This window comes from Streptomyces sp. JJ36 (genome assembly GCF_021696945.1).
Lineage (GTDB): Bacteria > Actinomycetota > Actinomycetes > Streptomycetales > Streptomycetaceae > Streptomyces.
Genome location: NZ_JACYHE010000034.1, coordinates 14,201 through 28,445, shown reverse-complemented (window position 1 = coordinate 28,445; position 14,245 = coordinate 14,201). Strand labels below are relative to the sequence as shown.

10 protein-coding genes and 1 pseudogene are annotated in these 14,245 nt (G+C 75.6%); 6 read left to right on the top strand and 5 right to left on the bottom strand.

Features of this window, described 5'->3' with window-relative positions:
• Positions 1–8: 8 nt before the first annotated feature.
• Positions 9–1,385 (bottom strand): family 2B encapsulin nanocompartment shell protein, encoded by a 1,377-nt coding sequence (locus HOY81_RS15140; RefSeq protein ID WP_237320887.1) that lies wholly within the window; start codon positions 1,383–1,385, stop codon positions 9–11.
• Between the two features lie 28 nt (positions 1,386–1,413).
• Positions 1,414–2,832: a family 2B encapsulin nanocompartment shell protein gene (locus tag HOY81_RS15135; RefSeq protein ID WP_237320885.1), complete on the bottom strand. Its 1,419-nt coding sequence runs from the start codon at positions 2,830–2,832 to the stop codon at positions 1,414–1,416.
• Positions 2,833–3,151: 319 nt separating this feature from the next.
• Here HOY81_RS15135 and HOY81_RS15130 point away from each other — a divergent pair, with 319 nt between their 5' ends.
• Both HOY81_RS15130 and HOY81_RS15125 read left to right on the top strand, forming a co-directional pair.
• Positions 3,152–3,760 carry a hypothetical protein gene (locus tag HOY81_RS15130; RefSeq protein WP_237320882.1) on the top strand — a complete coding sequence of 203 codons (609 nt, stop codon included), beginning with the start codon at positions 3,152–3,154 and terminating at the stop codon, positions 3,758–3,760.
• Positions 3,761–3,858: 98 nt separating this feature from the next.
• Complete coding sequence (locus tag HOY81_RS15125; RefSeq protein ID WP_237320881.1) at positions 3,859–6,321, top strand: right-handed parallel beta-helix repeat-containing protein; 2,463 nt, start codon at positions 3,859–3,861, stop codon at positions 6,319–6,321.
• Here HOY81_RS15125 and HOY81_RS15120 read toward each other — a convergent pair.
• A complete protein-coding gene (locus HOY81_RS15120; RefSeq protein ID WP_237320880.1) occupies positions 6,291–8,741 on the bottom strand; it encodes a hypothetical protein in 2,451 nt (816 codons plus the stop codon). The two genes, HOY81_RS15125 and HOY81_RS15120, sit on opposite strands and share 31 nt — an antisense overlap.
• A 219-nt stretch (positions 8,742–8,960) precedes the next feature.
• Here HOY81_RS15120 and HOY81_RS15115 point away from each other — a divergent pair, with 219 nt between their 5' ends.
• Together HOY81_RS15115 and HOY81_RS15110 are read left to right on the top strand one after the other, a co-directional pair.
• On the top strand, positions 8,961–9,806 hold the full coding sequence (locus HOY81_RS15115) for a DeoR/GlpR family DNA-binding transcription regulator (RefSeq protein ID WP_237320879.1): 846 nt from the start codon (positions 8,961–8,963) through the stop codon (positions 9,804–9,806).
• A 106-nt stretch (positions 9,807–9,912) separates the two neighbouring features.
• Positions 9,913–10,308, top strand: a pseudogene (locus tag HOY81_RS15110) (SRPBCC family protein); the annotation flags it as partial.
• Between the two features lie 10 nt (positions 10,309–10,318).
• On the opposite strand, the gene HOY81_RS15105 reads toward HOY81_RS15110, so the two are convergent.
• Positions 10,319–11,461 (bottom strand): PLP-dependent cysteine synthase family protein, encoded by a 1,143-nt coding sequence (locus HOY81_RS15105; RefSeq protein ID WP_308341047.1) that lies wholly within the window; start codon positions 11,459–11,461, stop codon positions 10,319–10,321.
• A gap of 129 nt (positions 11,462–11,590) precedes the next feature.
• Between HOY81_RS15105 and HOY81_RS15100 the strand changes: the two genes are divergently transcribed.
• Both HOY81_RS15100 and HOY81_RS15095 read left to right on the top strand, forming a co-directional pair.
• Positions 11,591–11,905, top strand: coding sequence for a hypothetical protein (locus HOY81_RS15100; protein ID WP_237320878.1), 315 nt, complete (start codon positions 11,591–11,593; stop codon positions 11,903–11,905).
• A gap of 193 nt (positions 11,906–12,098) precedes the next feature.
• Complete coding sequence (locus HOY81_RS15095) at positions 12,099–12,683, top strand: ATP-binding protein (RefSeq protein ID WP_237320877.1); 585 nt, start codon at positions 12,099–12,101, stop codon at positions 12,681–12,683.
• A gap of 250 nt (positions 12,684–12,933) precedes the next feature.
• Here the strand turns inward: HOY81_RS15095 and HOY81_RS15090 are convergent, their stop codons facing one another.
• Positions 12,934–14,169 carry an ROK family protein gene (locus tag HOY81_RS15090; protein ID WP_237320876.1) on the bottom strand — a complete coding sequence of 412 codons (1,236 nt, stop codon included), beginning with the start codon at positions 14,167–14,169 and terminating at the stop codon, positions 12,934–12,936.
• Positions 14,170–14,245: the final 76 nt, after the last annotated feature.

Here is a 14,245-nt window from a genome sequence, read left to right as displayed (position 1 = left end):
CGGGCCCGTCAGACCTCCACGTCCTCCAGGATCCCGAGCGCGTCGGGGACCAGCACGGCCACGGAGAAGTAGGCGCTCACCAGATAGGAGACGACGGCCTTCTCGTCGATACCCATGAACCGGACGTTGAGCCCCGGGCGGTACTCGTCCGGGAGGCCGGTCTGACGCAGCCCGACGACGCCCTCGTCCTTCTGCCCGGTCCGCATCGCCAGCACCGCACTGGTGCCGTCCACGACCGGGATCTTGTCGCAGGGCAGTAGCGGCACGCCGCGCCAGGTGCGCACCCGTACCCCCTCCAGCTCGGCCTCCGGCGCGTACAGGCCGCGTCGGCTGAGCTCGCGGCCGATCGCGGCGATGGTGCGCGGGTGGGCCAGCAGACACCGGGTCTTGCGGCGGCGGGCGAGCAGCTCGTCCAGGTCGTCCGGGGTGGGCGGGCCGTGCCGGCTTTGCAGCCGCTGCTGCAGCGCGGCGTTGTGCAGCAACCCGAACTCCGGGTTGTTGACCAGTTCGTGCTCCTGGCGCTCCCGCAGTCCCTCCGCGGTCAGCCGGAGCTGCTCCTCCACCTGGTCCATGGGCCGGCTGTAGACGTCGGCGACCCGGGTGTGCACGCGCAGGATCGTCTGGGCGACGCCCAGTTCGTACTCCCGGGGGCCGGCGTCGTAGTCCACGAAGGTGCCCGGCAGCAGCGCCTCACCCACGTGCCCGGAGGCCAGCGCGATGTCCGCCTCCCCGCGCTTGTTCTGCGGGGGGACGGGCCGGGAGAGGTGGGCGTCCAGATGGGCGCGCAGGGCGGCGGACCGGCCGGCGACCTCCTGGAAGGCGGCCCGGGGCAGGGCGAGGACCGTGCAGCGGGTGAGGGTGCGGAGGGTGTGCGGCCAGGTGCCGGCCCGCGAGGTGAGGGAGCTGTCGCCGGCGTGGTCGCCACCGGCCATGACGCCCTGCCGGGCCGGGCCGCCGTAGCGCCCCTCCCCCAGGCGTTCCGCCTTGCCGTGGGCGAGGAGCAGCAGTTCGTCGACCGGGGCGCCGGCGGTGGCGAGGGTCTCGCCGGCGGCGTGCTCCCGCTGCACGCAGCGGCCGGCGAGCGCCTCCAGCACCGCGGGGTCGGCCATCCCGCGGAGCAGCGGGATCTCCCGCAGCTCCGCGGGGATGACCCGGACGTCCGTGCCGGTGGACACGAACTCCACCCGCCCGTCGCCCAGGGTGTGGGTGAGCCGCCGGTTCACCCGGAAGGTGCCGCCGGTGGTCTCCACCCAGGGCAGGACCCGCAGCAGCCAGCGCGGCGAGACGCCCTGCATCTGCGGGGGCGTCTTGGTGGTTCCGGCCAGCTTGCGGGCGGCCCGGGTGGAGAGGCTGGTCCGGAGTGGGGAATCGGGACGGGGGCTCATGAGGAGAAACCTTCCCTGGGGTGCCGGGTCAGTAGCCGATCTCGACGTCCTCGAGAATTCCCAGGGCGTCCGGCACGAGCACCGCCTGGGAATAGTAGGCGCTCACCAGATAGGACATGACGGCCTTCTCGTTGATGCCCATGAAACGCACCGAGAGGCCGGGCTGGTATTCATCGGGAATACCCGTCTGGTGGAGACCGACGACGCCCTGTGCCTTCTCCCCGGTGCGCATCGCCAGCACGGAGGTGCTGCCGGTCGGCGACACCGGGATCTTGTCGCACGGCAGGATGGGGATTCCGCGCCAGGAAGGCACCGCGTGGCCCTGGAAGTCGACGGTGTGCGGGTGCACGCCGCGGCTGCTGCACTCACGTCCGATGGCGGCGATCGCCTTCGGGTGCGCCAGGATGACGCTGGGGTCCTTCCACACCGTGGCCAGCAGCTCGTCCAGATCGTCCGGGGTGGGCGGGCCGGACCGGGTGTGCAGCCGCTGCTGCAGCGCGGCGTTGTGCAGCAGCCCGATCTCCCGGTTGTTGACCATCTCGTGCTCCTGGCGCTCACGCAGCGCCTCCACCGTCAGCCGGAGCTGCTCCTCGAGCTGGTTCATCGGCTCGTTGTAGAGGTCGGCGACCCGGGTGTGCACCCGGAGCACGGTCTGCGCCACGCTCAGCTCGTACTCCCGCGGGCCCGGGTCGTAGTCGACGAAGGTGCCCGGCAGCGACGGCTCGCCCACATGCCCGGAGGCCAGCGCGATCTCCGCCTCGCCGTCCCGGGTGGTGCCCTGCCGCGGCACCGCGGCACGGGCCGACTCCAGGTGCTCCCGCAGGCTGTCGGAGCGCCCGAAGACCTCCTCGAAGGCCGGCCTGCTCAGGGTCAGCACGGTGCCGCTGGTCAGCGAGCGGAGGCTGAACTGCCAGGTGCCCTGTTCACCGGCGAGCTCCTGGTCGCCCGCGTAGTCGCCGTCGGCCAGCACGCCCAGGACGGTGGTCTGGTCGTACTTGCCTTCGCGCACCTGCTGGAGCTTGCCGTGCGCGACCAGCACGAGCTGGTCAGCGGGGGTACCGGCCTCCACCAGCGTCTCACCGGGCCCGAAGTCCCGCTGCTCGCACCGCTGGGCGAGCGCCTCCAGCACGAGCTGGTCGTCGTAGCCCCGGAGCAGCGGGAGTTCGGTGAGCTCGGCGGGGATGACCCGCACCCCGGAACCGGTGTCGTCGAACTCGACACGGCCGTCGCCCAGGGTGTGGCTGAGCCGCCGGTTCACCCGGAACGTACCGCCGGAGACCTGCACCCAGGGCAGCACCCGCAGCAGCCAGCGGGACGTGATGCCCTGCATCTGCGGGGGTGTCTTGGTGGTGGTGGCGAGTTTCCGCGCGGCCGAGGTCGCGAGGCTGAGTTGCTGCTGCTGCGTCATGTCGCCGCTGCCGGAATCCGGTTCCACCGAAGTCGTCATGAAAGTCCAGCCCAATCTGCGTCGGGAGCGGGCAATTCCCGCACTGCGCAAGCAAGTTAGAGTGCCGGGACGACCGCGGCAATCGCCCGAAAGAGACGTGCGCACCGGGAATGGCACGGCCACCGGCGGGTAACGCCGGGCGCGGCACCCGGGCTTTCTCTACGCACCGTGAGACCGGTGGTTCCGCCTTCACCCTCCGCGACGACACCGGTGCGCGGGCGTGCACCGGCGTCACGGTTGCATTCCACGGCGCGCACCCGTGCCTCCCGCGCCCCACCGGTTCCGAGTAAGGTCCCTCTCCCAGGGGGTTGCAGAAGGGGTGAGCACCGTGCGCATCGTCGCCGGACTGTGGCGCTGGCGCGGCAATCCGCTGTGCCGGGAGACCGATCGCGCCGAGGCATGGCTCACCCTGTGCGCGGCGCTGCTGATCGTGCTCGGGACCCCGCTGGCGGGCCTGGCCGCCGGCCTGGCCGCGAGCGCCGAGCTGAACCGGGTCGTCGCGGAGCAGCGCCGCCACCGGCACCCGGTGTGGGCCACCACCGACCAGGTGCTCCCGCACCCCGTCGGGGAGGACGGCGCCGAGCGGACCGCCGAGGAGGCCGGCTACCCGGTGCTCGCCTTCTGGAAGAGCCCCGACGGCACCACGCGCACCGGGCCCGCGACGGCCGGCCGCCCGGTCCGCCCCGGGGACCGCTTCCGGGTCTGGACGGACGAGCACGGCAGCCTCACCAGCGCCCCGATGTCGGCGTCCACCGCCTCCTCGCACGCGGTGGTGGCCGGTCTGGTGGCCGGGGTGGCCGCCGCGGTCGCGGTGGAGGCCGGACGGCGTGGCGCGGTACGCCGCATGATGCGGCGCCGGTTCGCGCGCTGGGACGAGGAGTGGGCCCGGATCGGCCCGGACTCGGGGCGGCTGGGCGGCAACGGCTGACCGGTGATCGGCCGCGGCGCACGCACGCTACGGTGGTGCTGCCCGCGAGCGGCGGCGCGCAGCCTTGACGATCGCACGAAGTGAGGACGCAGCAGTCCATGGGACAGGCCTCGGTCCAGGTCACACACACCGGCTCGTCGCGGTGGCGGCGCCGAACCGGCGAGTACGCGTCTGTCGCCGCGGCCCTCCACGCGGCGGCGGACGGCGACGTGCTGACGGTCGCGCCCGGCACCTACCGGGAGAACCTGGTGGTGGACCGGGCGATCACCCTGCGGGGGCCCGAGCGGTCCGGATCGGGTTCGGTCCGGATCGCGCCCGGCGAGGGTGTGGCGCTGACCGTGCGCGGCTCGGCGACGGTGCGCGACCTGCAACTCGAGGGACAGGACGTGTCCGCACCGGCGGTGCTGGTGGAGGACTGCACCCCGGAGCTGACCGGCCTGCGGGTGCTCACCCGGTCCGCGGCCGGCATCGAGGTGCGCGGCGGAGCCCGGCCGACGATGCGGCGGTGCACCGTGGACAACCCGGCGGGACTGGGCGTCAGCGTCACCGGCGGCGCCGGCGGGGTCTACGAGGAGTGCGAGGTGGTGGCGGCCGGCCGGGCCGGGATCGCGGTCACCGACGGCGCCCACCCCCGGCTGGAGCGCTGCCGGGTGCACCACGCCTCCGGGGCCGGCCTCTCGCTGCACGGCGAGGGCAGCGCCGCGGAGGCGGTGGGGTGCGAGCTGTACGAGATCAAGGGCGCCGGGGTCCAGGTCACGGCCCGGGCCACCGGGCACCTGACGGACTGCCAGGTGCACCGTACGTCGGGCGACGGCGTCACCCTGGACACCGACGCGGTGCTGACCCTGGCGGACTGCCGGCTCCACGACCTTCCGGAGAACGCGGTGGACCTGCGCTCCCGCGCGGTGCTCACGCTGACCCGCTCCACCGTGCGGCGGTTCGGCCGGAACGGCCTCTCGGTGTGGGACCCGGGCACCCGGGTGGATGCCAACGGCTGCGAGATACACGAGAGCACTGGCGACTACCCGGCCGTCTGGGTCAGCGACGGCGCCTCCGCGGTGCTCGACTCCTGCCGGGTGCACGGCGTGCCGGACGCGCTGTTCGTGCTGGACCGCGGGTCCCGGGCGGACGTGCTGGACAGCGATCTGACCCAGGTGCGCGGCACCGCGGTCTCGGTGAGCGACGGGGCCACGGTGCAGCTCGACGACTGCCGCATCCGGGAGGCGGCCACGGGAGCCTGGTTCCGTGACCACGGAAGCGGCGGCACCCTCGCCGACTGCACGGTCGACGGGACCGCGACGGGGTTCATCGTGACCAAGGGCGCGGACCCGACCGTGGAGCGGTGCACCGTCACCGGCCCCGAGGAGGCCGGGGTGTACGTCTCCGCCGACGGCCGCGGCACCTTCCACGGCTGCCGGGTGACCGGCAGCCGGGGGTACGGCTTCCACGTCATCGACGGGTGCCGCACGACGCTGCGCCGGTGCCGTACGGAGCGCTGTGCGCGCGGCGGCTTCGAGTTCGCCGAGGAGGGGCCGGTCGTGGAGGACTGCAGCAGCGACGAGAGCGCCGCCGCCCCGGCCCCGCCGACGGCGCCGCCGGCCGCTCCGGCGGCCACCACGGGGCTGCTCACGGCCCCCGCGGCGGTTCCCCGGCAGCGGGCCACCGAGCCGTCCGCGGGCCCGGCGCCCGCCTCCCCCGCTGCCGCCGCCACCGCCCCGGCCGCCGCGGAGGACACCGCGCCGCCGGCCGCCCGGCCCGCGGCGGACGTGCTGGGCGAACTCGACGCGCTGGTGGGCCTGGAGAGCGTCAAGCGCGAGGTACGGACGCTGACCAACATGATCGAGGTCGGCCGGCGCCGCGTGGAGGCCGGTCTCAAGGCCGCCTCGGTCCGCCGCCATCTGGTCTTCACCGGGTCCCCCGGCACCGGGAAGACCACCGTCGCCCGGCTCTACGGCGAGATCCTGCACGCGCTGGGCGTCCTTGAGCGCGGCCACCTGGTCGAGGTCTCCCGGGTCGACCTGGTCGGCGAGCACATCGGCTCCACGGCGATCCGTACCCAGGAGGCCTTCGACCGGGCGCGCGGCGGGGTGCTCTTCATCGACGAGGCCTACGCCCTCTCCCCCGAGGACTCCGGCCGCGACTTCGGCCGGGAGGCCATCGACACGCTGGTGAAGCTGATGGAGGACCACCGCGACGAGGTGGTGGTGATCGCGGCGGGCTACACCACCGAGATGGAGCGGTTCCTGGCCGTCAACCCGGGTGTGGCCAGCCGCTTCTCCCGCACCATCACCTTCGGCGACTACGCGCCCCGGGAGCTGCTGAGCATCGTCGAGCAGCAGGCGCGGGAGCACCAGTACCGGCTCGCCGAAGGCGCGCCGGAGGCGCTGCTCGGCTACTTCGCCCGGCTGCCGAAGGGCCCGGCCTTCGGGAACGGGCGCACCGCGCGGCAGACGTTCGAGGCGATGGTGGAGCGGCACGCCGGACGGGTGGCGGAGCTCGACGACCCGGACACCGAGGCGCTGACGCTGCTCTACGCGGAGGACCTGCCCGAGCCGGAGTGAGGCGCCTCCGCCGCTCCCGGCGGTACCGGCGCCTCCGCCGGGGCCGGCTGGGCGGGTACCCGGCCGTCCGGGCACAGCCGCGCCAGCAGGCCGTCGCGCTCCTCGTCGAAGGCCGGGTCGGCCGCGTACCCGCCGTGGCCCAGGATGGGCGCGGGGAGCGGCTGGTCGGCGGTGCGGCCGTAGGCGAGGGGGTCCCGGAGCGGGCCGCGGTCGACCTCGGGCCGGCCGTCGTCCGGCAGCCGCACCGGGCCGCCGATCGGGTCGGTGAGCCGCCACAGGTTCCGCCAGCAGTCGAGCTCGCCGTGGAGCGCGCCGAGCGGCCGGGGCCCGAAGTACGCCGGGAACCAGCGGCCGTAGAGGCGCTCCAGCGGGGAGCCGTGGGTGAGCAGGGCGACCTGCCGCCGGGTGGCGTGGTCGAGCTGCCAGACCGCGGCGGCGGCCAGCACACTGCCCTGGGAGTGCCCGGTGAGGACGAGCCGGCCCCCGCTGTACCGGCCGGTCCAGGTGGCCATCCGCCAGACCAGGTCCGGGACGGCGCGCTCGGCGTAGCAGGGCGGGGCGAAGGGGTGGGCGGCCCGCGGCCAGAAGGTGCCGACGTCCCACAGGATGCCGATGGTGCGGCGGGTGGAGGCGTCCCGGTACGCGCGCCGGCCGCAGGTGACCAGGAGCAGGAAGGCGAAGCCGATCATCCAGGACCCGAGCGCCTGCGCCGTGTCGGCGAGCCCGTCGATCACCGCCGGCGCCCCGTCCGCGGCGTGCCCGGGCACCTCGCCGGTCAGCCAGGTGCCGAGCACCGCGACGCCGCCCAGCACCAGGGCGACCAGGGCGACCACGCCCACCAGCCGGGGCGCGGCGTCGGTGAGCGCGGCGCGGGCGAGGACCCGGCCGATGCGCCGGGAGCGGGCGGCGTCGCGTACCGCGCCCGGATAGCCGTGGTGGACGGTCCCGGCCAGCCGGCGCCCCATGCGCCAGGTCCGTACCGCCAGCACGGCGAGCAGCAGCACCGCGACGCCGAGCAGCACCGGTATCGTCGCGGCCTGCCAGGTCAGCACCGTGGGCGGCCCGGGGATCGGCCCGTCGCCCGTACCGGGCGTGCCGCCGCCGTCCAGCCAGTCGGCGACGCGCTGCGCCACCCCTCCGGACATCACCCCGCCCAGCGCACAGGCGAGCATCGCGGTGGCCGCGGCGCCCTGCCCGTGGAGCACGGTGCGCGGCACCCGGGTGGTGCGGTGCAGCAGCGCGCCGAGCACCGCCAGCGCCGCCACCAGACACCCCTGGGCGACGGCCAGCACGCCGAACGTCTCGTCACCGGGCAGCACCCCGCCGCTGCCCCAGCCGGGGCGGTCCCAGGCGGCATGGAGCGCGCAGAGCACCAGCACCGCGGCGGAGGCGCCGGGCAGCGCCCGCACGGTCAGCCGGTCCAGGCGGTCGTCCGGCACCTGCTCCTTGCGCCCCCGGGCGCACACGGTGGCCACCACCCAGGCCGCTCCGGCCACCAGCAGGGCGATCAGGACCCAGCCGAAGGTGTCCAGCACCAGGCTGCCGCCCGGCCGCCGGTCGAAGCGGGAGGCGGCCGCGGTCAGTGCGGCGGCGACGGTGAGGAAGCCGGCCGCGGTGTGCGCGGCACGCAGCCGCGCCACCAGCCGCCTGCCGTACCAGAAGCCGGGGAGGCACAGCGCGGGCCGCTCGCCGTCGGGCGGGCCGTCGGTCTCCACCGGGCGCTGCCACGGGGGCTGGGTCTCGTACGCGCTCCAGGTGCGGTGGGAGAGCCACCACAGCAGCACCGTGAGCGCGGCGGGCACCAGGGCGGCCAGGGCGAGACGCCGTCCGGGCGCGCTCCACCAGCCGCCCGCGCCCCGGTCGTCCACGGCGAGGAAGCCGAGCCAGGAACGGCCGCCGGCACACTCCGGCGACCCGGCGCACTGCCAGGCGACCTGGTCCAGGGCGACCTCGCAGGCGGCCGCGACGAGCAGCACGGTGAGGCTCAACGCGAGCAGCCGGACCAGCGTGCCGTGCAGCCGGACGGCCGTACGGCGACCGGCCGCCGCCGGACGCATCCAGTGCGCGAGGTTGGCGACCATGAAGGGCAGCAGGAGCAGCCAGAGGGCGCGCGCGCTGTTGCCGGAGGTGAGCGGCGACCAGCAGTACGCCTCGGGCACCGTACGGCCCGCGTGGTCCCGCGGCCGGCTCTCGGCGTCCACGTCGGCCGCGCGCCGGTGGACCGCGGCGGTGTCGTCCCCGGTGATCCGCCGGGTGCGGGGGTCGCCCAGCATCTCCTCGGGGGTGGCGCCGCCCACGCCGTGCACCCGCAGCTCCAGGGCCGGGCCGCCGCCCGGCCGCTGGCCCGGCTCCGGGCCCTCCGCCGGTTCCCGGCCCGCCGCCGGCACCGGTGCCGCCCCGGGCGTCCGCTCCCCCTGCATACCGCTCCCCGGCCGTAGGTGTGTGTCCGTCAGCTCCGGCACCGGTCCCGGCGCGTGCGCCGGGCGCCCCGGCCGCCGTCCTCCAGCATCCCGCCCGCGCCGCCCCGGCGCAGCCCCCCGTAGCGGGCGGACCCGGAATCGTGACGGGACGTCCGCCGGGGCGCATGGGAGGATGTGCCGGAACGGACGAGCGGCCGCGGGACGAAGGGACGGCACCGGGTGGGCGACAACCAGAACCTCCTCGCCGAGCAGCGGCGCGCCCTCATCCTGGACGAGGTCCGCAGGCGCGGGGGCGTCCGGGTGAACGAGCTGACCCGCCGGCTGCGGGTGTCCGACATGACGGTCCGCCGCGACCTGGACGTGCTGGCGCGGCAGGGGGCCCTGGAGAAGGTGCACGGCGGCGCCGTGCCGGTCGCCGAGGCGAGCACCCACGAGCCGGGCTTCGAGGCGAAGTCCTCGCTGGAGCCGAGCGCGAAGGAGGACATCGCGCGGGCCGCGGCGGCGATGGCGGCGCCGGGCAGCGCCCTCGCGCTCTCCGGCGGCACCACGACCTTCGCCCTGGCCCGGCACCTGCTCGACGTGCCCGGTCTGACGGTGGTGACCAACTCGGTGCGGGTGGCCGACGTCTTCCACAGCGCGCAGCGCACCCGCGGGGAGGGGTTCCCCGCTCCGGGTGCGGCCACGGTGGTGCTCACCGGCGGCGTGCGCACGCCGTCCGACTCGCTGGTGGGACCGGTCGCGGACGCCGCCATCCGGTCGCTCCACTTCGACGTGCTCTTCCTGGGCGTGCACGGGATATCGGTGGAGGCGGGTCTGTCGACGCCGAACCTGGCGGAGGCGGAGACCAACCGGCAGTTGGTGCGCTCCGCCCGCCGCGTGGTGGTGGTCGCGGACCACACCAAGTGGGGCACGGTGGGACTGAGTTCGTTCGCCGCGCTGTCCGAGGTGGACACCCTGGTCACGGACGGCGGGATCTCCCCGGAGGCGCGGGCGGAGATCACCGAGCAGTTGCCGGGCCTGGTGGTGGCCGGGGAACCGGCTGACGGCGCGGAGCACGTGGGCTAGGTTGACGGCGAGCGGGGCTCCGTCCGGGGCCCCGGCGCGTGCGTGGGAGGCCGCCTTGGCACACCGACTCCGCCCCGTCGAGCCCGGGTTCGTCGCGTCCGCCCCGGTGCGGCTGGAGTCCGGCGGGGTGGTCGCGGCGCCACCGCACGCGGTCTTCGCGGAGCCGGCCCGGACCGCGGGCCGGCCGCGGCGGTTCACGGCCGTACGCGGTGCGCGCCCCGCCCGCGACGGGCAGGGCCGCGACATCCGGCCCCGGGGCGGCCTGTGGTTCGAGGAGATGGTCTTCACCGCGGAGCGGGGGGCCTGCTTCGCCTATGGCACCGACCGCACCGACACACCCGGCGTGCGGGCCATGGCCGAGGAGTGGCGCCTGGTGCCGCGGGGGTCCGGCACGCTGGTGCGGTACACCACGGCGCTCGACGGGCCCGCCGCGACCCGGGCGGTGTTCCGCCTGCTGCGCCCGGGCGTGCGCCGTTCCGTGCGGGACGCGGTGCGGCGGCTGGTCCGGCTGCTCAGTCGCGCCACGCGCCCGTGGCGAGAAAGGCCTCCAGGGTCGCGGTGTACGGCGCGATGTCCAGGCCCTGCCCGGCCAGCCAGGCGTCGGAGTAGTACTTGTCGAGGTAGCGGTCGCCCGGGTCGCAGATCAGGGTGACGACGGATCCGCTGCGCCCCGCGGCGACCATCTCGGCCACGATCTTCAGCGCGCTCCACAGCCCGGTGCCGGTCGAGCCGCCGGCCTTCCGCCCGCTCACCCGCTCCAGGGTGCGTACGGCGGCGACGGAGGCGGCGTCCGGGACCTTCATCATGCGGTCCAGGGCCCCGGGCACGAAGCTGGGCTCCATCCGCGGGCGGCCGATGCCCTCGATCCGGGAGCCGCCGGGGCAGCTCGCACCGGGGTCGTGGTGCACCCAGCCGTCGAAGAAGCAGGAGTTCTCCGGGTCGGCCACGCAGACCCGGGTGTCGAACTGCATGTAGCGCACGTAGCGGGCCACGGTGGCCGAGGTGCCGCCGGTGCCCGCGGTGGCGACGATCCAGGCCGGCTCCGGGTGGCGCTCCAGACGGAGCTGCTGGTAGACGGAGTCGGCGATGTTGTTGTTGCCCCGCCAGTCGGTGGCACGTTCGGCGTAGGTGAACTGGTCCATGTAGTGGCCGCCGGTCTCGGCGGCCAGCGCGGCGGAGACCTCGTACACCGTCCGCGGGTCGTCCACCAGATGGCACCGGCCGCCCTGGAACTCGATGAGCCGGGTCTTCTCGCTGCTGGTCGTGCGCGGCATCACGGCGATGAAGGGCACCCCGATCAGGCGCGCGAAGTAGGCCTCGGAGACGGCGGTGGAACCGCTGGACGCCTCGATGACGGGGCGTCCGGGGCGGATCCAGCCGTTGCAGAGCCCGTAGAGGAAGAGCGAGCGCGCCAAGCGGTGTTTGAGGCTGCCGGTGGGGTGGGTGGACTCGTCCTTGAGATAGAGGTCGATGCCCCACTCCTCCGGCAGCGGGAAGTTGAGCAGGTGCGTGTCGGCGCTGCGGTTGTGGTCCGCCTGCACCCGGCGTACGGCGTCCTTCAGCCAGGCCCGGTAGTCCGGGTCGCTGCGGTCGACGTCGAGGGTGCGGGCGGGGGCGGTGGAGGGGCGCGCGGGCCGCCCGGTGCTGCTGCTCACCCGGCGAGGATAGAACGGCACTGGTGGCCGCGCCCGATGCCGGGCACACTGCCAGGAGGGTGTCGCCGGGGTGTAGGGCACCCGGACGGGGGTAGACCGCGGGTTGAGTCAGGCGGAGGACGGTGCGGCATGGCGGATCCTGAGTTCGACGCCAGGGGTGTACGCATAGAGCGCTGGCTGCGTTCGCTCACCCGGGCCGGGCAGGTGCTCGTCCGGGACGGCCGGCTGGAGCTGCTCACCAGCTACGGCCGGGAGATCGACAGTGCGCCCCTGGACAAGGTGCGGATCAGCCCCTGGTACGGCGCCCGCCGCAGCGCGCTGGCGACCCTGGACGGCACCCGCTATCTGCTGCGCCTCGGTCTGGAGCGCCGGGAGAGCCTGCTGGCGGCGATCCGCACGGCCCGCGCGAAGGACGCGGCCGAGCGGGGGCTGCTGGGCCGCTGAGCCTCCCGCGGGCCGGGCGGGCGCCCCCGCCCGGCCGGACCCGACTTGCGGCCCTCACGGGCCGGTCGCACCCTGGGCTCCATACACCGGCGTACGGTGCACACGCGTACGCGGGGAGTGAGCAGACGCTCCGTTCTCTGGGACCCCGGGGCTCCCGGGCGTTCCCGGTTCCTTCGTCGAGGGAGTGGCCGTGGTGACGAGTCGGGAGAGCAGGCCTGGCAGGCACTGTGCGATGGAGTTCCAGGCGCTGCCGGCGCGGGTCGGTCAGGCGCGCAGAATCGTTTCTGCACAGCTCCGCTACTGGCGTCTCGACGCGCTCACCGACCGCGCCCTGCTCGGGCTGACCGAACTGCTCACCGACGTCCACCTGCACGGCCGCTCCGGCCGCACCTGCACCGTGGAACTCGGCCTCACCGCCGAGCGGTTGACCGTATCGGTGCGGGAGGAGGGGCGGCCCGACGGGACTCGGCCGCCCCGGGGACGCCCCTCCGGAGCGCAGGCCGCCGGCGGCCGCGGGCCGGCGCTGGTGGCCCAGCTCGGCGAGAGCTGGGGCGCCCGGGAGCGGCACGACGGCACCGGGAGGACCGTCTGGTTCACCCTGCCGCTCACCGGGGCGCCCGCCGCGTCCGCGGAGCGCGAGCCGGAGCCGTCCGCCGCCGCCGGCGGCACGGCAACCCGTGAGCACGTCCCGGCCGCGGCCGGACGGACGGCCCCCGTACCGGCGGCGGCCGCGGCCATGAGCACCCCGGAGACCGCCGGAGCCGCGGCGACCCGCTGACCCCGCGGCCCTGCGGGCACGGCACGAGCAGCGGCCGCAGGACCCGTGCGCCGCCTCCCGGTGCCGCACTCCGCCGGCCCGGGCCCCCGTCCCGGCTGCCTGACGGCGCGCCGGCGCCCACTCCGTGGCCGGGGCCACGGCCGCCCCCGGCCCCGCGCAGCGCTCGTCGCCCGCGCCCGGCGGGCGCGCACCGTACCGGCGGGGTTTGCCGGGCCTGTTGCCCGTGCGGCGAGGCTCGGCCCGGCCGCCCTCAGCCGCCGGTCAGGGTGCCCAGCGGGTCGTCCAGCACCGGCTGCCAGGCCAGTTCGGCCGCGCCGACCAGGCTGTTGTGGTCGAGCGAGCAGGCCAGCACCGGCACGCCGCCGCTGCGCCCCCACAGGCTGCGGTCGGCCACGACCGCCCGCAGCCGCTCGCCGTCGGTCTCCACCAGGGCGCGGTGCAGGCCGCCGAGGACGATGCGGTCGGGGTTGAGGATGTTGACCAGCCCGGCGAGGCCCAGCCCCAGCCGGTCGACGAGCAGTCCGACCGCGCCGCGCACCCGCGCGTCCGTGGCGTACTCGGTGCGGATCAGTTCGCGTGCCTGGTCGAGCAGCGACATCTCCGGGCCGGGGGCGCGGCCGGCGGCCTCCAGCAGGGCCAGCGGATCGGTCTCCACGTCGAGACAGCCGCGACTGCCGCAGTGGCACGGACGGCCGTCCGGATCGACCGTCAGATGGCCGACCTCCAGGGCCAGCCCCGAACTGCCGCTGTGCAACCGGCCGTCCAGCACCAGCGCCCCGCCGACCCCGCGGTGGCCGGTGCCGACGACCAGCAGGTCCTGGGCACCCCGCCCGGCGCCGTGCCGGTGCTCGGCGAGCGCGGCGAGGTTGACGTCGTTGGCGGTGAAGCCGGTGGCGGGCCGTTCTCCGCCGGGCCCGGGCACCCCGGCCTCGGCGAGGCACCGGGTGAAGACGTCCCGGACGGGGGCGCCCGGCTCCCAGGAGAGGTGCAGCGGGTTGAGCGCCGTCCCCTCCGGCTCGGCCACGGCGGAGGGCACCGCGAGCCCGGCCCCCACACACCGTCGTCCCGTCTCGCGGAGCAGCTGCGCTCCCGCCCGTACCACCTCGCCGAGGACCTGCGCCGGGTCGGCGTCCACGGTCATGCAGCCCGGGGCGGTGGCGACGATGCGGCCGCCGAGACCGACGAGCGCGGCACGGAAGCCGTCCGCGTGCACCTGGGCGGCGAGGACCACCGGCCCGTCGGGGTCGACCGCCAACCGGTGCGAGGGACGGCCCTGCACGCCGACGGCGGCGCCGGGCCGGGAGTCCACGGTGATCAGGCCGAGCGCCTCCAGTTCGGCGGCGACCGCCCCGGCGGTGGCGCGGGTGACGCCGAGCTCCGCGGTGAGCACGGCGCGCGTGGGCGCCCGGCCGGTGTGTACGAGCGCGAGCGCGGGCCCGAGGGCGCTGCGGCCCCTCTCCAGCCTTGTTGTACGTGTCTGGGTCACTCCTCTATTCTCACTTTGTGCCGCAAATAAACAAACCCCGGACCGCCCCGACCGGGCGCACCCGGCTCACCGCCCT